A 20,223-nucleotide genomic window follows, 5' to 3' on the forward strand; every position below is an offset into this window, starting at 1 on the left:
CGCCGCTTCGCGGCGCCCGCGCCATCGCCATTCACTCCCTGCCACGGAACGGTTTGTCATTCTTGAACTGGCAGGGGCCCGGCACTTCACGGACGTCGGTCCCGCGGCACACGCCTTTGCCGTGCCGCTGGCCGTCCGCGTTCGCCGGCCCGCGGAAGACGATGCCGTCCGCCGCCGGCCATTCGATGCCGCCGCGCAGCCATTTTCCGCTGAGCGTGAGCGCCGTCTTCGCGGCGGTGAACTCGCCCGCGCCATGCATGCTGCCGTCCTCGAACTCGCCCACGTAGCGGCCGGCGGTGGTCAGCAGCTCCCCCTTGCCGGACGGCTTCATATGATCGACCCGGCCCTTGTACGAGATCGCCTCGCTGCCGGCCGGGAAGGTCACCTCGCCTTGGCCGCGCGCGATGCCGCGTTCGAATTCGCCTTGGTACACCAGGCCGCTGTCGCTAACCAGCTTCCCCCTGCCATGCGGCAGCCCCCGCGCGAAAGCCCCCTCGTAGTAGGAGCCACTGGGCATGGTCATTTTTCCCACGCCTTCCGGCTTGTTGTTGGCGACCGGGCCGGCGTACAGCGTGCCGCTGGGGTACTCGAGCCCGGCGCCGCTGGTCTTGGCGTCGTTGGCCAGATCGCCCAGCAGTTCGAAATTGTCGAGCAGCAGCGCTTCGGTATCGCGCAGTGGAGGCTTGCTGAACGCCACCGCGCTGCGCAAGGCCGACAGCGCCTCCATGGGTTTGTTCATGCGTATCAAGGCGCTCGCCAGATGGCTGAACGTCTCAGGGGCCCGCGTGTAGATGGACGCGGTATCGAAGCCCGCCACGGCTTCCTCCAGCGGTTCGCCGGCCGGCAGCAGCCGATACACCATGCCCAGGCCGTGGTAGGCCGCCGGGTAGTCGCGGTCGATCCCGATCGCGCCGCGGTAGTGGCCGCGCGCCTCGCGCGCCAAGGGCAGCCAGCCGGCGTCGCCCATGTCCTTCATGTGCTCGGCCTGCCACCGCAGCAAATCGGCGCGCAAGGTCAGCAGCCTGGGATGCCTGGGGAAGCGCTTCCCCAGTTCCGCGATGGTGGCGCCGCTTGCCATCCCGTGCAGCAGGGGCAGGACTTGGGCGTCGGCGTCGTCCGGATTGAGCTCGCGATTCTTGACCAGCAAGTCTTGGATTTCCTTACGCGAAAAACTGCCGTACGAGGGCAGGATGCGCGCGAGGTTGGCATAGAGTCCCGGCGTGTCCAGACGGGTGACGACGGGATCGACCTTGGGGAAGTTGAACGAAGTCTTGGCCGTCAGTATCCGCACCGCCAGGCGGCGGGTGACGTAATAAATGATGTCCTTGTTCAGCTCTTCGTAGGACTTGTTGAACGCCAGCTCGGCCGCGCGGTCCTGGCGATAGCCCAGGTTGATCATTTCGATGTAGTTGCCGAGGGCGGTGCGCAGCGCGGGCGTGGAGTTGAAGTAGTGCACCGCGTAGTAGGCGGACGAGTAAAACTTCCCCATCTCGTATCGATCGTTGTTGTTGTCGCTGTCGAGCGCCAACTCGGTCGTATTGAAGATCTTGCGCGTGTCGATCGCGGCCCGGCCGGTCAGGCTGTACAAGTCGTTATCCCGGCTGCCGCCGTTGATCGTCACTCGGTCGCCCAGCCTGACGCTGGGGCCGTCGATATTGAAGGTGGCCCAGTAGTCGGCCATCCCCTCGTCCACCCAGCGCGGATAGGCCTGCGTTTTTTCGGTGAGGCGCACCATGAAGTGAAAGTACTCGTGCAGCAGGGTGGTGCGCGCCCAGCTGTCCGTTTTGTCCTCGCCGGCGTAATCGCTGATGTTGGCCAGCGCGGAGTAGCCGTCCAGCTCCATATGGAACACGCCCGCCCACAGCTTGGGCAGCCCCAGTTGGGCGAACGCGTCCTCATTGCCGATGGCGATGATGGTCAGCGGTTTGGACACCTTCAGCGCCTTCATGCCGCCCACTTCGGTTCTGAAGTAGCGCAGCGCCTCCAAGTCGTTCACCACCTGCCTGGCGGTCGCCTCCGGCTGCTCGGTGATGACGCTGAAGTTCGGGGTGTCGACCTTGATCCAGCCGCGCTTGGCGAGGGCGTTCAAGTCGGCGGCGCCGGCGGACGAGGAAAGGCAGGCGGCGCACAACAGCGCGCAAAGGGAACGGAGGGGGGGGGGCATGTTCGAAGTTGAGAAATAGGCAACCTCGAATGCTATCACCAACAGTTGAGGAATGGGCCAACTTGAGATCACGGAATGTGATCCCAAGTTCAAACGCGGCGTGGGGCCTACTTCTTCCTGCGCTCGTGCTGCCACAGCACGTCGCTGCCGCCGGCGTGGCGGTTCAGCACGCGGGCCAGCACGAACATCAGGTCCGACAGCCGGTTCACGTACTGGCGCGGATGGTCGTGGATGGTTTCGGCCTTGCCCAGGCCGACGATGGCGCGCTCGGCGCGGCGGCAGATGGTGCGGCACACGTGCGCGATGGAGGCGGCGCGCGAGCCGGCCGGCAGGATGAACTCGGTCAGCGCCGGCAGCGTCGCGTTGTACCTGGCCAGCAGCGCGTCCAGCTTCTCCACGTGCGCCTCCAGGATCATCTGGTGGCCGGGGATGCACAGCTCGCCGCCCAGGTCGAACAGGTCGTGCTGGATGCCCACCAGCTCGTCGCGCGTCTCGTCCGGCATGTCCTCGCACAGCAGCAGGCCCAGGTGCGAATTGAGCTCGTCGACGTCGCCGATGGCGTGGATGCGCAGGCTGTCCTTGCCGGTGCGGCTGCCGTCGCCCAGGCCGGTGGTGCCGTTGTCGCCGGTGCGGGTGGCTATTTTTGAGAGTCGGTTGCCCATGATGATCGTCCCTTCTTCTAGAATGCAGCGAGCATACGATATATCCCTGCCCGGCGCTCGGGATTTCGCACGCTCGTGCGGGGATAGACCTACAATCACCCGTACAATCAGGGCGTTAACCGGTGAACAACATGACCACAGCCAAATCCGATCCGACCTTCCGCCCAGAACGCCAGCGCGAAGTGGCCGAGGCGCTGCGCGCGGTGCTGCCGCCGTCCAGCGTGCTGTCCGACCTGGAGGACACCCGCCCCTACGAGTGCGACGGCCTGTCGGCCTACCGCCAGCCGCCCATGGTGGTGGCGCTGCCGGACTGCGAACGGCAGGTCATCGCGGTGCTGGACGTGTGCCGCCGGCTGAACGTGCCCATTGTGCCGCGCGGCGCCGGCACCGGCCTGTCCGGCGGCGCCATGCCGATCGCGGACGGCGTGGTGCTGTCCACCGCGCGCCTGAACCAGATCGTGCGCATGGACGCCTATTCGCGCACGGCGGTGGTGCAGCCCGGCGTGCGCAACCTGGCCATCTCCGAGGCGGCCGCGCCGCACGCGCTGTACTACGCGCCCGACCCCTCGTCGCAGATCGCCTGCACCATCGGCGGCAACGTGGCCGAGAACTCGGGCGGCGTGCATTGCCTCAAATACGGCCTCACGGTGCACAACGTGCTGCGCGTGCGCATGGTCACCATCGACGGCGAGGTGGTGGAGCTGGGCGGCGAGGCGCTGGACGCGCCCGGCCTGGACCTGCTGGCCGCCTTCATCGGCTCCGAAGGCATGCTGGGCATCGTCACCGAGGTGACGGTCAAGCTGGTGCCCAAGCCGGCCAGCGCGCGCGTCATCATGGCCTCGTTCGACGACGTGGTCACCGGCGGCAACGCGGTGGCCAGGGTGATCGCGGCCGGCATCATCCCGGCCGGGCTGGAGATGATGGACCGCACCTCGTCGCGCATGGTGGAGCCCTTCGTGAAGGCCGGCTACGACACCGACGCCGCCGCCATCCTGCTGTGCGAGGCGGACGGCACGGCAGAGGAGGTGGACGAGGAGATCGCGCGCATGACGGCGGTGCTGGAGGCGGCCGGCGCCAGCGCCATCCAGGTGTCGCAAAGCGAGGCGGAGCGGCTGCGGTTCTGGTCCGGCCGCAAGAACGCCTTCCCGGCGGCGGGCCGCATCTCGCCGGACTACTACTGCATGGACGGCACCATCCCGCGCAAGCACCTGGCGCGCGTGCTGACCGGCATCGCGCAAATGGAGGGCAGGCACGGCCTGCGCTGCGCCAACGTGTTCCACGCGGGCGACGGCAACCTGCATCCTTTGATCCTGTTCGACGCCAACCGGCCGGACGAGCTGGAACGCGCCGAGGCCTTCGGCGCGGAGATCCTGGCGCTGTGCGTGGAGGTGGGCGGCACCATCACCGGCGAGCACGGCGTGGGCATCGAGAAGATCGACTCCATGTGCGTGCAATTCACCGCCGCCGAGCTGGAGGCCTTCTTCGGCGTGAAGCGCGCCTTCGATCCGCCCATGCTGCTCAACCCGAACAAGGCCATCCCCACGCTGAACCGCTGCGCCGAATTCGGCAAGATGCGCGTCAGCGCGGGCCTGCTGGCGCATCCCGACCTGCCGCGTTTTTAACGGAGCCACCTTGCAAGCGATCCTGGAACAATACCGCGCCCAGATAGTGGCGGCCACCGAGGCGAAGTCCCCGCTGCGTCTGCGCGGCGGCGGCAGCAAGGACTGGTACGGCGACGAGCGCGCCGGCGCCGTGCTCGACACGCGCGCCTACAGCGGCGTGGTCGATTACGAGCCCACCGAGCTGGTGATCACGGCGCGCTGCGGCACGCCGCTGGCGGACATCGAGGCGCTGCTGGCGCGCCATGGCCAGATGCTGGCGTTCGAGCCGCCGCGCCATGGCGAGGCCTCGACCATAGGCGGCGTGGTGGCGGCCGGACTGTCCGGCCCGCGCCGCGCCAGCGCCGGCGCCGTGCGCGACTTCGTGCTGGGCGCGAAGCTGGTCAACGGCAAGGGCGAGCTGCTCAACTTCGGCGGCCAGGTCATGAAGAACGTGGCGGGCTACGACGTCTCGCGGCTGCTGGCCGGGTCGATGGGGACGCTGGGCCTGATCGCCGAGGTGTCACTGAAGGTGCTGCCGCTGCCGGTGCGCGAGGCCACGCTGCGCTTCGCGATGGACGAGATCGAGGCGCTGCGCCGCCTGAACCAGTGGGCCGGCCGGCCCTTGCCGCTGTCGGCCAGCTGCTGGCTGGGCGGCGTGCTGTATCTGCGCCTGTCGGGCGCCGAGGCGGCGGTGACGGCGGCCGTGGCCGGGCTGGGCGCCGAGGCGGGCGGCGTGGCCGTGGGGGAGGAGGACGCGGCCGTGTTCTGGAGCCGCCTGCGCGACCAGGCCAACGTCTGGTTCGAGGGCGGCGCCTTGTGGCGCCTGTCCGTGCCGCCGGCGGCCAGCGCCATCATCCTCAGGGGCGAGCAGCTGATCGAGTGGGGCGGCGCGCAGCGCTGGCTGAAGGCCGACACGGCCGACACGGCGAGCGCCGCGGACATCCGCCGCGCGGTGGCGGCGGCCGGCGGCCACGCCACGCTGTACCGCGGCGACAAGCGCGCCGGCGTGTTCCACCCCATGGCGCCGGCCGTGGCGCGCATCAACCAGCGCCTGAAACAGGCCTTCGATCCCGCAGGCATCTTCAACCCCACACGGACCTAGACGGCATGCAGACCAACCTGGCGGACTTCATCAAGAACACGCGCGAAGGCGACGAGGCCGAGGCGATCCTGCGCGCCTGCGTGCACTGCGGCTTTTGCACGGCCACCTGTCCCACCTACCAGCTGCTGGGCGACGAGCTCGACGGCCCGCGCGGCCGCATCTACCTGATCAAGCAGGTGCTGGAGGGCGCGCCCGTCACGGCCAAGACGCAGACCCACCTGGACCGCTGCCTGACCTGCCGCAACTGCGAGAGCACCTGCCCGTCCGGCGTGCAGTACGGGCGCCTGGCCGACATCGGCCGCAAGGTGGTGGAGCAGCGCGTGCAACGCCCCCTGTTGGAGCGCGTGCAGCGCTACGTGCTGAAGGAGGCCTTGCCGCGGCGCTGGCTGATGACGCCCGCGCTGCGCGCCGGGCGGCTGTTCCGGCCCCTGCTGTCCAGGGATTTGCAGGACAAGCTGCCGCCCGCCGCGGACGCCGGCCTCTGGCCGCGGCGCGAGCACGCGCGCCGGATGCTGGTGCTGGACGGCTGCGTGCAGCCGGGCATGGCGCCCAACATCAACGCGGCCGCCGCGCGCGTGCTGGACGCCCTGGGCGTGCGGCTGCTGGCCGCGCCCAAGGCCGGCTGCTGCGGCGCGCTGCGCTACCACATGAACGACCAGGACGGCGGCCTGGACGACATGCGCCGCAACGTGGACGCGTGGTGGCCGTACGTGTCCGGCGAGGGCGGCGCGCCGGTCGAGGCGATCGTGATGACGGCGTCCGGTTGCGGCGTGACGGTCAAGGAATACGGTCATCTGCTGGCGCACGATCCGGCCTACGCGGACAAGGCGCGACGGATATCTGAACTGACGCGCGACCTGTGCGAGGTCATGCCGGCGTTCGAGCAGGAACTGGCGCGGCGCATGGGGGGCAAGGTGCGCGAGCGCATCGCCTACCATCCGCCGTGCACGCTGCAGCACGGGCAGCAGATCCGCGGCAAGGTCGAGGGCCTGCTGCGCGCGGCGGGCGTGGATGTGGTGCTGTGCGCGGACAGCCACCTGTGCTGCGGCTCGGCGGGCACGTATTCGATGCTGCAGCCGGAGTTGTCGCGCCAGCTGCGCGAGCGCAAGGTGGCGAACCTGGAGGCCACGGGCGCGCGGGCCATCGTGTCGGCCAACATCGGCTGCCTGACGCACATCCAGTCCGGCACCGAACTGCCGGTGCGGCACTGGATCGAACTGGTGGACCAGGCGCTGGCGGGCCCCTAGGGCAACCGGGCGGGGAGGGGGCTGGGGGCGTGGCCGCCGTCCTCGGCCAGTTGCGCGGCGCGCCGCCACGCGGGCGTGGGGGCGAAGCCGGCCGCCCAGTCGAGCACCTGGTCCGCCGGCATGGGGCGCGCGATGCCGTAGCCCTGCGCCAGCGTGCAGCCCAGCCGCAGCAGCTGGGCGCCGTGCTCCACCGTCTCCACGCCCTCGGCGATCACGCCGCGGTTGAAGGCGCGCGCCAGACTGACGACGGCCGACACCAGGTGCAGGTCGTCGCGGTCGATCAGCATGTTGCGCACGAAGCTCTGGTCTATCTTCAGCGTGTCCGCCGGCAGCCGCTTCAGGTAGGACAGCGACGAGTAGCCGGTGCCGAAATCGTCCAGCGCGAAGCGGATGCCGATGGCCTGGCATTCGAGCATGATGGCGCGCACCTGGTCGATGTCCTGCAGCGCCGACGATTCCAGGATCTCCAGCTCCAGCATGCTCGGCGGCACCTCGGGGAATTCGTCCAGGATGGTCCTCAGGCGCGCGACGAAGTCCGGTTTCTGGAAGTGGCGGGCGGCGATGTTAACGCTAACCACCCAGTCCGCGTGAAGGCCGCGCCAGGCGTCGAGCTGGCGCAGCGCCTGCCGCAACACCTGATCGCCGATGTCGGCGATCAGGTCGGAGTGTTCCACCACGGGCAGGAAGTCCGCCGGTCCCACCACGCCGCGCCGCGGGTGGTTCCAGCGCAGCAGCGCCTCCATGCCGACGATGCGGCCGGCGCGCATGTCGAGCTTGGGCTGGTAGTACAGGCACAGTTCCCCGTTGCGCAGCGCGCCGCGCACCTCGGTGCGGCGGTTGTGGTGGGTGCGCACCTGCTCGTCGAGCTCCGCGTCGAAGTAATGCACCTTGTTGCGGCCGGTGAGTTTGGCCTGGTACAGCGCCTGGTCGGCGTGGCGCAGCAGGCTGTCGGCGCTGATGTCGCCGCCGGCGTGCAGCGCCACGCCGGCGCTGGCGGACACGGACAGCGCGCGCGGCCCGGCGCGGTAGCCGTCCGCCATCAGCAGCATCAACCGCTCCAGCGCGCGCTCCACGGCGGCGCGGTCGGGCAGGTCGGGCAGCAGCAGCACGAATTCGTCGCCGCCCAGCCGCGCCGCGTAGTGCCGGGGGCCGGCGAAGTCGTGCAGGCGGCTGGCGGCTTGCTTGAGCACCTCGTCGCCCAGCGCGTGGCCGCCCTGCTCGTTGACGCGCTGGAAGTGGTCCAGGTCGAACAGGCACACGGCCAGCAGCCCGCCGCCGTCGCGCGCCAGCGCCAGTTCCTGCTCCAGCTGCGCGGCCAGCGCGGCGCGGTTCGGCAGGCCGGTCAGCACGTCGTGCTGGCTTTGCCAGGACATCTGCTGGATCAGCTGGCGCTTCTCGCTGACGTCGCGGAACACCAGCACCACTCCCTCGACCGCGTCCTCGGCGCGGTCCGGATCCAACCCGCCGCCGCCGCCGCGGCGCCGTATCGCCGCCGCCGTGTATTCGATCACATAGCTGACGCCCTCGCGCTGGCGCAGCGTCTGGTTCTTGGCGCGCACCACCGGGCCGCCGGCGCGGATGTCGCGCATGGCGTTGGCCAGCGTGCGCGAGCCGAAGTTGTTGGACAGCGTGAACACCTGCTCCAGCGGCAGGCCGCAGGCGCGCGCCCCGTGCCAGCCGGTGAGCGCCTGGGCGGCGTCGTTCATGCTGTCGATGCGGCCGTCGAGGCCGGTGGTGATGACGGCGTCGCCGATCGACGCCAGGGTCACCTCGATGCGCTCCTTCTGCTCGTGCAGCGAACGCACCAGCGCCTGCACCTGGGCGGCCATGCTGTTGAAGGTGGTGGCCACGGCGCGCCACTCGGCCGAGCCGCGCACCGCCATCCGCACGGCGTGCTCGCCGTTCTGGAAGCGCGTGGTGGCCTCGTCCAGGCGGCGCAGCATGCGGCGGTTGGCGAAGATCAGCAGGCCCAAGAGCGTATAGATGATGACCACGTTCAGCAGCGACAGCTTGGCCTGCTGCAGCAGCGCGCGCCAGACCCGGTTCAGCGGGTGCACCGGGTGGTACCACAGCGTCAGCGTGCCGGCCGCGCCGCCGGCCAGCGGCACGCGCAGGCGCTGGTGCAGCGGCTGCAGCCCGGCCAGCGGCGCCAGCCAGTCGGGGTAGTCCGGCAGGGCTTGCCGCGGCGGGGGGGCGGCGGCCAGGTCCGGGCCGTCTTCGCGGCGCCAGCGCGCGTGGGCCAGGTCGGCGTTGCGTTCGAAGGCGCGGTTCAGCAGGGCGGCGGCGGCGGCCTGTCCGGAGCGGCCCGTCAGCTCCGGCAGCGTGGCGGCGAGGTTGGCGGCCAGCTGAGCGGCGCGTTCCTCGTAGCGCAGGCGCGCGTCGGCGGATTCGGTCTCGATCAGCAGCGAATAGCGCGCGCCGATGACGACGGCGATGACGGCGAAGATGGGGATGAACAGGCGGGAATAGCTTCCCATCCGCATCCAGGATGACGAGAGTGTCCCCAAGAATGGCATAGAGGTTCCGCTGGGCTGGCAACTGTTGTCATTATTACTTAAAAGTTAATTCTTGGACACTGCTGTTACACAGTTTATACAATGAGGGCCGCCGCGCGCCCGGCCGCGGGGGGAAATCCCGGGCTAGCGCTCGGCCCATTTCTCCATCACCTCCGCCGCCTGCGGCATCAGCTCCAGGAACAGGTCCACCAGCTCCGGGTCGAAATGCAGGCCGCGCTGGGCGCGCAGGTAGTCGCAGGCCTGCTCGACGCTCCAGGCCTGCTTGTACGGGCGCACCGAGGTCAGCGCGTCGAACACGTCGGCGATGGCGACGATGCGCCCGGCCAGCGGGATGGCCTCGCCCCGCAGCCCGGCCGGGTAGCCGCTGCCGTCCCATTTCTCGTGGTGGGTGCGGGCCACGTCGTAGGCCATGGCCAGCATGCCGATCGACTCCGCGCCGATGATGTCGGCGCCGATGCTGGGGTGGGTCTGCATCACCGCCCACTCCTCGGGGTCCAGCCTGGCGGGCTTTTGCAGGATGCGGTCGGGGATGCCGATCTTGCCGATGTCGTGCATGGGGGCGGCGTTGAACAGGTCGTCCACGTCGTCCTCGTCCAGGCCTGCGGCCTGGCCCAGCATGCGCGCGTAGTGGCTCATGCGGATCACGTGCAGGCCGGTCTCGTTGTCCTTGTACTCGGCGGCCAGCCCCAGCCGGCGCACGATCTCCAGCCGGCTGGCCTTGAGCTCGTCCATGCGCACCAGCGACAGGTGCAGCTGCACGCGCGCCTTCACCACCGCCGGGCTGACCGGCTTGGTGATGTAGTCGACCGCGCCGGCCTCGAAGCCGTCCACCTCGTCGGTGGCGTCGGTCAGCGCGGTGACGAAGATGACCGGGATGGCGGAGGTGGCGGGGTCCGCCTTCAGGCGCCGGCACACCTCGTAGCCGGTCATGTCGGGCATCATCACGTCCAGCAGGATCAGGTCCGGCTGCTCCTTGGCAGCCAGTTCCAGCGCCCGCGGGCCGTCCTTGGCGAACAGCAGTCGGTAGCGCTCCTGCAGGATCTGGCGCAGCAACTGCAGGTTGGTGGTTTCGTCGTCCACCGCCAGGATGGCGGGCTGGCGTTTCGCTGGTTTGGCTGTGTCGCTCATGTGGGGCTCCCGGCGGATGGCGGCTGGCAGGACGCCAGCAGGGCCTCCAGCCGCGCGTGCGCCGTGCTGAAATCGAAATCGTCGACCGCCTGCTGCAGCTCGCTCACGCGCTGCGGATCGACATGGCCCGACAGCGCCCGCGCCAGCGCGTGCATGGTCTGGTCGTCGAAGCTGCCGCTGTCGATCGATTGGTGCAGGGTGGTGGCCAGGCCGCGCACGCGGGCCAGGTCCAACGATACCGCATGCGCGGCCGCGGCGGCGTCCGCCTGGCCGGCCGGGGCCGTCCTGGCGCCGTCGCCGCCGGCGGCGGCCAGCGCGATGGCGATGGCGCCGCAGGCGGCCGCCATCTGTTCGGCCACGGCGTGCAGCAGCGGCCCGAGGTCGGGCGGGGCGGACGCGGCGTTCCCGGCCGCGCCCCCGGCGTCGCCGCTGGCGCTGTCGGCCGCCTGCAGGGTCTGCCAGGCGTGCTCCAGCTGGCCCAGCGCGGCGGCCAGCTGTTCCAGGCCCAGGTTGCCGGCCGCGCCCTTGACCTGGTGCGCCAGCGCCGCGCCGTCGGCGTGGCGCTCGCCGGCGGCCAGCGCGGCCAGCTCCTCGGCCACGCCGCCGCGCTCGGCGGCGAACATGCGCAGCGAGCGGTGGTAGACGTCCTCGTGGCCGGCCCAGCGCCGCAGCGCCAGCGCGCCGTTCAGCACCTGCGGGCCGTCCGCCGCGCCGCCCGGGCCGGGCGCCTCGGCGATCTCCAGCCCCAGCACGCGCGCCAGTTCGCGCGACAGCACGTTCATGTCCACCGGCTTGGGCGCGAAGCCCTCCATGCCGGCCTCGCTGGTGGCCTCGCGGTCCTTGTCGAGCACGCTGGCCGTCATGGCGATGATGGGCACCCGGGGCCGGCCGCGCGCGGCCTCGTCGGCGCGGATGCGGCGGGTCGATTCCAGCCCGTCCACCGACGGCATCTGCACGTCCATCAGGATCACGTCGAAGCTGCCCTCGGCGGCCAGTTGCGCCGCCACCGCGCCGTCGCTGGCGGTGATGATGGTGTGGCCGCGCTTGCCCAGCAGCAGCGTCAGCAGCTCCAGGTTCTGCGGCACGTCGTCGGCCGCCAGGATGCGCAGCGGCGGCAGCGCCAGCGGCGTGGCGGTGTCGCGCCGCAGCCAGGGCTGGGTGGTGGCCGGCGCCAGCGGCAGCACCACGTGGAAGGCGCTGCCCTCGCCCTCGACGCTGGCGGCCCAGATGCGTCCGCCCATCAGCTCGGTCAGCTGCTTGCAGATGGTGGTGCCCAGGCCGGTGCCGCCGTAGCGCCGGTTCATCGACGCGTCGGCCTGCATGAAGGGCTCGAAGATGGACGCCATGCGGTCGGCCGGGATGCCGATGCCGGTGTCGCTGACGGTGAAGTGCACCACGTCGCGCCCGTCCTCGGTCTCCTTCTCCACGTCCAGCTCCACGCTGCCCTTGCCGGTGAACTTGATGGCGTTGCCCAGCAGGTTGGTCAGCACCTGGCGCACCCGCAGTTCGTCGCCGTGCAGGCCGTGCGGCAGCGCGCTGCTGTAGGCGATGGTCAGCGTCAAGCCCTTGGCGCTGGCGTTGCTGCCCATGGTCGAGGACAACTCGTCGATCAGGGCCAGCAGGTTGTAGTCGTTCAGCTCCAGCTCCACGGCGCCCTTGTCCAGCTTGGCCGTGTCGAGGATCTCGTTGAGCAGGCGCAGCAGCGAGCGCGCCGAGTTGCGCACCGTGTTCAGGTGGCGCCGCTGGTCGGCCGCCAGCTCGCCCTGCAGCAGCACGTCGGTGAAGCCGAGGATGGAGTTCATCGGCGTGCGGATCTCGTGGCTCATGTTGGCCAGGAAGGCCGAGCGCGCGGCGGCGGCCTGCTCGGCGCGCTCCTTGGCCGCCCGCAGGTCCTCCTCCATCTGGCGCCGGCCGCTGATGTCGAGGATCACGCCGTCCAGCCATTTCACCTTGCCGCGCTCGTCGAAGATGGCGCTGCCGTTCTCCCACATCCAGCGGATGCTGCCGTCGCGGTGGCGCAGCCGGTATTCCAGCACGAAGGGCTCGCCGGCGGCGATCGCCGCCTCCAGCCCCTGCGCCACCTGGGCGTGGTCGTCCGGGTGGATCAGGTCGCTATACGTGCGCCGCGGCGGCGTGCCCAGGAACTCCTCGGGCGGGTAGCCGGTCAGCGTCTCGACGGCGGCGCTGATGAACACCATCGGCCAGCCGGGCGCCATCAGGCTGCGGTAGGAGATGCCGGGGATGTTGCCGATCAGGGAGCGGAACTGCTGCTCGCTGTCGCGCAGCGCCTGCTCCATCGCCTTGCGCTCGCTGATGTCGGTGACGAAGATCACGTACAGGTCGAGGTTGGCCAGCCGCGCGTGGCCGTAGGCGTTGCGCACCGGCACCCGCGCGCCGCTCTTGTGCACGCCCAGGATGTCCTGGCTCTCGCCTATCATGCCCTCGCGCCCGTCCTTCAGGTAGCTGAGCAGGCCGTCGCGCAGGGAGCGCACCGGGTCGGCGATCAGCACGCGCACGTGCTTGCCGAGGATCTCCTCGCGCTTCCAGCCGAAGATGCGCTCGGCCGAGGCGTTGAATTCGCGGATGGTGCCGTCCGACTCCACCGTGATGACGCCGTCGACGGCGGTGGCCAGCAGCGCGCGCATCCACGATTCGCTTTCGCGCAGCTGGAAGAACAGCGCGCGGTAGCGCAGCAGGCCGTTGGCCGACACCACCAGCAAGGTGAAGGCGGCGGTGATCAGCGAGATCGCCAGCGCCAGGAAGGGTTCGTTGGCGATGCCGCTGGCCGCGTCCGGCTCGACCCGGCCGACGAAGCGCGCCGCCGCCATGCCGGTGTAGTGCATGCCGGCGATGGCGCAGCCCATGGTGACGCCGGCGATCAGCAGCCGCATGCCGCCGCTCAGGCGGGCGCGCATGGCCGACAGGCCGAAGCGCACCCACAGCGCCAGCGTGGCCAGCGCCACCGCCACCAGGATGGACAGGCCGAACATATAGGGGTCGTAGCGCAGCTCGAGCGTGCTGCGCATGGCGGCCATGCCGGTGTAGTGCATGGCGCCGATGCCGGCGCCCACCAGCACGCCGCCGGTCAGCAGTTGCCAGCCGCCGATTTCCTTGCGCCCGATGATGGACAGCGCCACCGCCGACGCGGCCACGCTGGGCAGCATGGACCAGATGGTCAGGCCGCGGTCGTATTCGACCGCCGTGCACAGGTTGAAGGCCAGCATGCCGATGAAGTGCATGGACCAGACGCCGCTGCCCAGCGCCAGGCTGCCGGTCAGCAGCGAGGCGCGGCGCAGGCTGGGCATGGTGGCGTTGGCCGCCTGGCCCGCCATCTGCAGTCCCATCCACGACGAGAAGCTGGCCACCACCACCGACAGCACCACCAGCCACGGATCGTAGATCCCGTAGGTGAGCAGGGACGGATCGGCGGGCGGCGAAAACAGCTGCGCCAGATAGTCGGTAACCTTGTTCATGGGCTCGCGCTGTTCGGTGACCGTCCGCGGCCGGGAAGGGCCGGGGACGGGTGCGGCGTCACTATTCCGCCAACAGTTTCTCGATGTCGGCGCTCATTTCCTCCGGCTTGGTGGTGGGCGCGTAGCGCTTGTAGACCGTGCCGTCCTTGCGCACCAAGAACTTGGTGAAATTCCATTTGATGCCTTCCGTGCCCAGCAGGCCGGGCGATTCCTTTTTCAGGTGCTGGTACAGGGGATGGGCGCCGTCGCCGTTGACGTCGACCTTGGCGAACATGGGGAAGCTCACGCCGTAGTTCTTTTCGCAGAAGGCGCCGATGTCGTCGGCCGTGCCCGGCTCCTGCGCGCCGAACTGGTTGCAGGGGAAGCCCAGCACCTCCACGCCCCGGTCCTTGAACTGCCGGTAGACCGATTCCAGGCCCTGGTACTGCGGCGTGAAGCCGCACTTGCTGGCCGTGTTGACGATCAACAGCACCTTGCCCTTGTATCGCGACAGGTCGGCCGGCTGGCCGGACAGGGTGTCGGCCTTGAAATCGAAGACGGTGGTCATGGTGTTCCTTTCAGACGATGTTCAGGTGCTCGGTGCCGGCCGCCAGGTCGCGCGTCTTGGCGGCCTTGCCCTCGAGCTTGATGGCCAGGCGCAGGTCGTTGACGGAATCGGCGTTGCGCAGCGCGTCCTCGTAGCTGATCTTGTCGGCCTCGTACAGGTCGAACAGGGCCTGGTCGAAGGTCTGCATGCCCAGCTCGCGCGACTTCTTCATCAGTTCCTTGATCTCGTGCACCTGGCCCTTGAAGATCATGTCGGCGATCAGCGGCGAGTTCAGCATGATCTCGATGGCCACCGCGCGGCCCTTGGCCTCCTTCAGCGGAATCAGGCGCTGCGAGATCATGCCCTTCAGGTTCAGCGACAAGTCCATCAGCAATTGCTGGCGGCGCTCCTCGGGGAAGAAGTTGATGATGCGGTCCAGCGCCTGGTTGGCGCTGTTGGCGTGCAGCGTGGCCAGGCACAGGTGGCCGGTCTCGGCGAAGGCGATCGCGTGGTCCATGGTCTGGCGGTCGCGGATCTCGCCGATCTGGATCACGTCCGGCGCCTGGCGCAGCGTGTTCTTCAGCGCCACTTCCCAGTCCTCGGTGTCGACGCCGACCTCGCGCTGGGTGATGATGCAGTTGCCGTGCGGGTGCACGAACTCCACCGGGTCCTCGATGGTGATGATGTGGCCGTAGCTGTTGGCGTTGCGGTAGCCCACCATGGCCGCCAAGGTGGTCGACTTGCCCGAGCCGGTCGCGCCCACCATGACCACCAGGCCGCGTTTGGACATGATGACGTCCTTCAGCACCTCCGGCAGGCCCAGCTCCTCCAGCTTGGGGATGGAGGAGTTGATGGTGCGCAGCACCATGCCGACCGAGCTCATCTGCACGAAGGCGGACACGCGGAAACGCCCCAGGTCGCCCGGGCTGATGGCGAAGTTGGCCTCCTTGGTCAGCTCGAAGCCGGCGGTCTGCTTGTCGTTCATGATGGAACGGGCCAGGTCCGAGGTGTGGGCGGCCGTCAGCGGCTGGGCCGACACCGGCGTCATCTTGCCGTCGATCTTGATGGCGGGCGGGAAGCCGGCCGTGATGAACAGGTCCGAGCCCTTTTTGCTCACCATCAGGCGCAGCAGGTCGAACATGAATTTGGAGGCCTGGTCGCGTTCCATGCTTTATCCCGGGAAGTTGTCAGGTATCTTGGCCGCGTTGCGGGCGGCGGCGGACGATATCACATTCCGGCGCACCAGGTCGGTCAGGTTCTGGTCCAGGGTCTGCATGCCGACGTTGCTGCCGGTCTGGATGGCCGAGTACATCTGGGCGATCTTGGCCTCGCGGATCAGGTTGCGGATGGCCGGCGTGCCGACCATGATCTCGTGCGCGGCGACGCGGCCGGCGCCGTCCTTGGTCTTGAGCAGGGTCTGCGAAATGACCGCCTGCAGCGACTCGGACAGCATGGCCCGCACCATTTCCTTCTCCTCGGACGGGAACACGTCGACGATGCGGTCGATGGTCTTGGCGGCCGACGAGGTGTGCAGGGTGCCGAACACCAGGTGGCCGGTCTCGGCGGCCGACAGCGCCAGGCGGATGGTTTCCAGGTCGCGCAGCTCGCCGACCAGGATGGCGTCCGGGTCCTCCCGCAGCGCCGAGCGCAGCGCGTTGTTGAACGACAGCGTGTGCGGCCCCACCTCGCGCTGGTTGATCAGGCACTTCTTGGAGTCGTGCACGAACTCGATCGGGTCCTCGATGGTGAGGATGTGGCCGTACTCGTTCTCGTTGAGGTGGTTGACCATGGCCGCCAGGGTGGTGGACTTGCCGGAGCCGGTCGGCCCGGTCACCAGCACCAGGCCGCGCGGGCGCAGCGCGAACTCGGCGAAGATCTTGGGCGCGTTCAGCTCTTCCAGGCTGAGGATCTTGGACGGGATGGTGCGCAGCACGGCCGCCGCGCCCCGTTCCTGGTTGTAGGCGTTGACGCGGAAGCGCGCCAGGCCCGGAATGGCGAAGGAGAAGTCGCACTCCAGCATCTCCTCGTAGGACTTGCGCTGGCCGTCGTTCATGATGTCATAGATCATGCCGTGCACGTCCTTGTGCTCCAGCGGCGGCAGGTTGATGCGGCGCACGTCGCCGTGCACCCGTATCATCGGCGGCAGCCCGGCGGACAGGTGCAGGTCGGAGGCCTTGTTCTTGACGGAGAATGCGAGTAATTCGGAGATGTCCATTTATAATCCTGTGCCTGCGCGGTTTTTGCGTGACGGGCGCCGTCCCGCGGGCCGGCGCGCGCGCGGGCGAGCCTACCCTCAGCCAACTTCCCGCTCGACGATTATGTCCAGAATAGCCCAGAACTTGCAAGCAGTCCTACAGACAATTGTTGCCGCCGAGCACGAAGCGGGGCGCGCGCCCGGATCGGTGCAATTGCTGGCCGTGTCCAAGACCTTCGGCCCGGAGGCGGTGCTGGAGGCGGTGCAGGCCGGCCAGCTGGCGTTCGGCGAGAACTATGTGCAGGAGGGCGTGGACAAGATCCGCGCGCTGGCCGCCGCCACGCCCACGCCCGACCAGGCGCTGGAGTGGCATTTCATCGGACCCATCCAGAGCAACAAGACCCGGCCGATCGCCGAGCACTTCGACTGGGTGCACACGGTGGAGCGCGACAAGACCGCGCGGCGCCTGTCCGACCAGCGGCCGGCCGGGCTGGCGCCGCTGAACGTCTGCATCCAGGTCAACATCAGCGGCGAGGCCAGCAAGAGCGGCGCGGCGCCCGGCGAGGCGCTGGCGCTGGCGCGCGCGGTGGCCGCGCTGCCCCGGCTGCGGCTGCGCGGCCTGATGGCCATCCCCGAGCCGGAGCACGATCTGGACCAACAGCGCGCGGCCTTCCGCCGCGTGCGCGAACTGTACGATACCCTGCGCGCCGAGGGGCTGGCGCTCGACACGCTGTCGATGGGCATGTCCGGCGACATGCGCGCCGCCGTCCTGGAAGGGGCGACCATCGTGCGCGTCGGCAGCGCCATCTTCGGCGCGCGCACCTACCACAAGGAACCACAATGAAAATCGCATTCATCGGCGGCGGCAACATGGCCGCCGCCCTGATCGCCGGCCTGGCCGGCAAACTGACCGCCGGCGCCGACATCCACGTGGTGGACCCCAACGGGGCCGCGCTGGAGAAGCTGCGCGCGCAATACGGCGTGTCCACCTCCGGCGCGCTGCCGGGCGCCCGGCACGCGCCGGGCGAGCCCGGCGAAGGTTCGGCGGCCGGCTACCAGGCCGTGGCCAGCGCCGACGTGATCGTGCTGGCGGTCAAGCCGCAGAGCATGCGCGAGGTGGCCGAACAGCTGCTGCCGCTGCTGCCGGCCAAGGCCGACGCCGCGGCGCCGGCCGGGCCGCTGCTGGTGTCGATCGCGGCGGGCATCCGCGCGGCCGACCTGTCGCGCTGGCTGGGCGGCTACCAGGCCATCGTGCGCTGCATGCCGAACACGCCGGCGCTGATCGGCATGGGCGTCACCGGCATGGCGGCCTCGGCCGGCGTGAGCGCGGCGCAGAAGGCGGCGGCGGACGCCATCATGAAGGCGGTCGGCACCACCGTCTGGCTGGACAGCGAGGACTTGATCGATCCGGTCACCGCCGTGTCCGGCAGTGGCCCGGCCTATGTGTTCTATTTCATCGAGGCGATGCAGCGCGCGGCCGTGGAAATGGGCCTGGACGCCGAGCAGGGCAAGCAGCTGGCGCTGGCCACCTTCACCGGCGCCGCGCAACTGGCGGCGCAATCGGACGAGCCGGTCTCGCTGCTGCGCGAGCGCGTCACCTCCAAGGGCGGCACCACCCACGCGGCGCTGACCAGCATGGCCGCCGACGGCGTGGCCGACGCCATCGTCAAGGCGATGAAGGCGGCCGCCGCGCGCGGCAGGCAGCTGGGCGACGAACTGGGGCAGGCCGGCTAGGGCGGGATAGGGCAAGACGGGCAAGGCAGGGTGGAGGCGGCCGTCAGAACACATGCCGCATGCCCACCGTGGCCAAGCGCCGCGTGCCGCCCGGCAGCATGGCCTGGTAGCTTGCCAGGCTGTCGTTGCGCAGCCGGGAATAGACCAGGTATAGATTGCTGCGCCGCGACAAATAATAATAGTAGCCGGCCGCGACTTGGCTGGCGCCGGCGTTGGCGCGGGCGTGGTCGGCCTTGCGCACATAGCCGGCCGCCAGCGTATGGGGGCCGAGCGGCATGCTGGCGCCGAGCAGCAGGTCGCGCGTGTCCAGCGCGCCATCGTTGCGGCTGCGCGCCGCCACCAGCCAGGCGCGCACGGGGCCGAAATCGTAATTGCCGCCTATCAGCGTGCTGCGCGCCAGCCGGGCGCCCGCCGCGTCGTTGCTGTCGTGCAGGGCCAGCTGGACATTGAGCGGCCCGGCCGCGTAGCCGACATCCATGCTGACCTGCCGCAGCGCGCCGCGGCCGGCGGCGCTTTCGCCGGCGGCGTAGGCCAGGTCGCCGTACCAGCCGTTCAGCGGGGGCAGCGAATATTTCACCGTGTTATCCATGCGCACGCCGGAATCGGCGAACAGCCGGGTGGCGTCGCCCGGCCCCTTGGCGCCGAACGGGTCGTTGGTGGCGATGGCCCCGAAATAGGGCGTGAACATGCGGCCGGCCTTGATGCCGCCCCAGGGGCCGGACAGGCCGACCCAGCTCTGGCTGCCGAAGGCGCGGTCGGCGAAGGCCGAGGCGCCGGTGTCCACATCGATCTGCGCTTCGAGCGCGAAGCTGGCGCTCATGCCGCCTCCCAGGTCTTCCTCGCCGCGGAAGCCGAGCCGGGGCCCGGCGTGCCCGCCGCTCTCGAGCCGCAGCGCCGAGGCGCCCGCATTACGGTCGGCCACCAGTCCCAGGTCCAGCACGCCGTAGATGACGATCCCTTGCTGGGCCATGGCCTGCGCGCAGGTCAGCCCCAGCCCCAGTATCGCCGCCGCGCCCGCCTTATGTGCGTCCATGCCAGCCTCCTGGAAGTGAGCGGTATCCGGTCTATCCGTTGTACGCCTGCCGGCGCCATGCATCAACGACTTATCAACGACTTCTTGATATCCGGTGGCGAAATGCTGCACTTTGGTAACGCTCGGCGGGGCGGCTAGTGGGGCGGGGCGAACCGCGGTATGCTGGTCGGCGCCTGCCGCGGCTGGCGCTGGTGGGCCATATCGATGCGGTGTACGTGAACGTGGATGTGGCCACGCACATGCTGGCCAACGAGATGCGGTTGCCCGGCGGCTTACGCTTCGATCCGGACCTGCCGCACGCGCGCTGCGACTTCCGCCTGTCGACCTTGCTCCATCCGGAGGTGGTGCGCCAGTTCAGCCAGTTCCCGCGGCGCGAGCGGAGCTGGCCGCGGCGGCTGCGCGTCAAATACCAGATAGGCGGGACCGGCGCCCCCTGAGCGCGGCGCCGGTTGCCCCGCCCGCTTGGGCCACGTCCTCAGCGGCGGGTGATCAGCATGCCCAGCGCGAGGCCGACGGCCGCGCCGCAGCCCACGGCGATCCAGGGATTGTCGTGCACATAGCCGTCGGCGGCCTGGGCGGCCAGCTTGCCGCGCGCCAGCACGCTGTCCTCCAGCTTCAGCAGGTCGGTCTTGGCGTTGCGCAGCGTTTCCTGGAACTGGCCCTTGGCGTGCTCGATCTCGGCCGGGCCGTCCTTGACGGCCGAGCTCAGCCATTGTTCGGCGTCGCTGACGGCCTCGCGCAGGTGGCTGAGCAGGCGTTCACGGTCGGCGCTGGAGTCGCTGCGCAGTTGCTGCGGGGAACCCGCGTTCGGGTTTTGCGGGGTGGTCTGGTCCATGGCTTGCC

At 69.6% G+C, this 20,223-nt stretch carries 16 protein-coding genes; 6 read left to right on the top strand and 10 right to left on the bottom strand.

Translation table 11 applies throughout. The annotated features are described in order from the left end of the window. Nucleotides 1-31: 31 nt before the first annotated feature. Both BM436_RS00800 and BM436_RS00805 read right to left on the bottom strand, forming a co-directional pair. Nucleotides 32-2,164 (bottom strand): MORN repeat-containing protein, encoded by a 2,133-nt coding sequence (locus tag BM436_RS00800; RefSeq protein ID WP_143132881.1) that lies wholly within the window; start codon nt 2,162-2,164, stop codon nt 32-34. Between the two features lie 107 nt (nt 2,165-2,271). Continuing rightward, nucleotides 2,272-2,826 (bottom strand): cob(I)yrinic acid a,c-diamide adenosyltransferase, encoded by a 555-nt coding sequence (locus tag BM436_RS00805; protein WP_093552455.1) that lies wholly within the window; start codon nt 2,824-2,826, stop codon nt 2,272-2,274. A 131-nt stretch (nt 2,827-2,957) separates the two neighbouring features. Here BM436_RS00805 and BM436_RS00810 point away from each other — a divergent pair, with 131 nt between their 5' ends. Genes BM436_RS00810 through glcF form a run of 3 tightly spaced genes read left to right on the top strand, consistent with a single transcriptional unit; the run spans nt 2,958 to nt 6,776 of the window. Beyond that, nucleotides 2,958-4,448 (top strand): FAD-linked oxidase C-terminal domain-containing protein, encoded by a 1,491-nt coding sequence (locus BM436_RS00810; protein ID WP_093552986.1) that lies wholly within the window; start codon nt 2,958-2,960, stop codon nt 4,446-4,448. 10 nt (nt 4,449-4,458) lie between these two features. Next, nucleotides 4,459-5,529 carry a glycolate oxidase subunit GlcE gene (gene glcE / locus BM436_RS00815; RefSeq protein WP_093552458.1) on the top strand — a complete coding sequence of 357 codons (1,071 nt, stop codon included), beginning with the start codon at nt 4,459-4,461 and terminating at the stop codon, nt 5,527-5,529. Nucleotides 5,530-5,534: 5 nt separating this feature from the next. Beyond that, nucleotides 5,535-6,776 (top strand): glycolate oxidase subunit GlcF, encoded by a 1,242-nt coding sequence (gene glcF, locus BM436_RS00820; protein WP_093552462.1) that lies wholly within the window; start codon nt 5,535-5,537, stop codon nt 6,774-6,776. Here glcF and BM436_RS00825 read toward each other — a convergent pair. The 6 genes from BM436_RS00825 to BM436_RS00850 all read right to left on the bottom strand — a co-directional run bounded on the left by BM436_RS00825 (nt 6,773) and on the right by BM436_RS00850 (nt 16,634). Further along, the gene (locus BM436_RS00825) at nt 6,773-9,253 is read right to left on the bottom strand and encodes a putative bifunctional diguanylate cyclase/phosphodiesterase (RefSeq protein ID WP_093552464.1); all 2,481 of its coding nucleotides are present in this window, start codon (nt 9,251-9,253) and stop codon (nt 6,773-6,775) included. The genes glcF and BM436_RS00825 overlap by 4 nt on opposite strands. A gap of 162 nt (nt 9,254-9,415) precedes the next feature. Then, nucleotides 9,416-10,420, bottom strand: a complete 1,005-nt coding sequence (locus BM436_RS00830) for an HD domain-containing phosphohydrolase (protein WP_093552466.1) — start codon at nt 10,418-10,420, stop codon at nt 9,416-9,418. Further along, nucleotides 10,417-13,893, bottom strand: coding sequence for an MHYT domain-containing protein (locus tag BM436_RS00835; RefSeq protein WP_093552468.1), 3,477 nt, complete (start codon nt 13,891-13,893; stop codon nt 10,417-10,419). Before BM436_RS00835 ends, BM436_RS00830 begins: the two co-directional genes overlap by 4 nt. 61 nt (nt 13,894-13,954) lie before the next feature. Continuing rightward, on the bottom strand, nt 13,955-14,440 hold the full coding sequence (locus BM436_RS00840; RefSeq protein WP_093552472.1) for a glutathione peroxidase: 486 nt from the start codon (nt 14,438-14,440) through the stop codon (nt 13,955-13,957). Between the two features lie 10 nt (nt 14,441-14,450). Further along, on the bottom strand, nt 14,451-15,587 hold the full coding sequence (locus tag BM436_RS00845) for a PilT/PilU family type 4a pilus ATPase (protein WP_093552474.1): 1,137 nt from the start codon (nt 15,585-15,587) through the stop codon (nt 14,451-14,453). A 3-nt stretch (nt 15,588-15,590) separates the two neighbouring features. Continuing rightward, nucleotides 15,591-16,634: a type IV pilus twitching motility protein PilT gene (locus tag BM436_RS00850; protein WP_093552478.1), complete on the bottom strand. Its 1,044-nt coding sequence runs from the start codon at nt 16,632-16,634 to the stop codon at nt 15,591-15,593. Nucleotides 16,635-16,737: 103 nt separating this feature from the next. On the opposite strand from BM436_RS00850, the gene BM436_RS00855 reads away from it, so the two are divergent. Continuing rightward, complete coding sequence (locus BM436_RS00855; protein ID WP_093552480.1) at nt 16,738-17,457, top strand: YggS family pyridoxal phosphate-dependent enzyme; 720 nt, start codon at nt 16,738-16,740, stop codon at nt 17,455-17,457. Next, nucleotides 17,454-18,347: a pyrroline-5-carboxylate reductase gene (gene proC / locus BM436_RS00860; RefSeq protein WP_093552482.1), complete on the top strand. Its 894-nt coding sequence runs from the start codon at nt 17,454-17,456 to the stop codon at nt 18,345-18,347. Before BM436_RS00855 ends, proC begins: the two co-directional genes overlap by 4 nt. 43 nt (nt 18,348-18,390) lie before the next feature. Here proC and BM436_RS00865 read toward each other — a convergent pair whose 3' ends face one another. Continuing rightward, nucleotides 18,391-19,380 carry a porin gene (locus tag BM436_RS00865; RefSeq protein WP_177306870.1) on the bottom strand — a complete coding sequence of 330 codons (990 nt, stop codon included), beginning with the start codon at nt 19,378-19,380 and terminating at the stop codon, nt 18,391-18,393. 191 nt (nt 19,381-19,571) lie between these two features. Here BM436_RS00865 and BM436_RS00870 point away from each other — a divergent pair, with 191 nt between their 5' ends. Further along, entirely contained in the window at nt 19,572-19,817 is a 246-nt protein-coding gene (locus BM436_RS00870) for a hypothetical protein (RefSeq protein WP_093552487.1), read from the top strand. 38 nt (nt 19,818-19,855) lie between these two features. On the opposite strand, the gene BM436_RS00875 is transcribed toward BM436_RS00870, so the two are convergent. Then, nucleotides 19,856-20,215, bottom strand: a complete 360-nt coding sequence (locus BM436_RS00875; protein ID WP_093552492.1) for an ElaB/YgaM/YqjD family protein — start codon at nt 20,213-20,215, stop codon at nt 19,856-19,858. Nucleotides 20,216-20,223 lie beyond the last annotated feature (8 nt).

The sequence above is a fragment of the Pseudoduganella namucuonensis genome (assembly GCF_900116645.1).
Lineage (GTDB): Bacteria > Pseudomonadota > Gammaproteobacteria > Burkholderiales > Burkholderiaceae_D > Rugamonas > Rugamonas namucuonensis.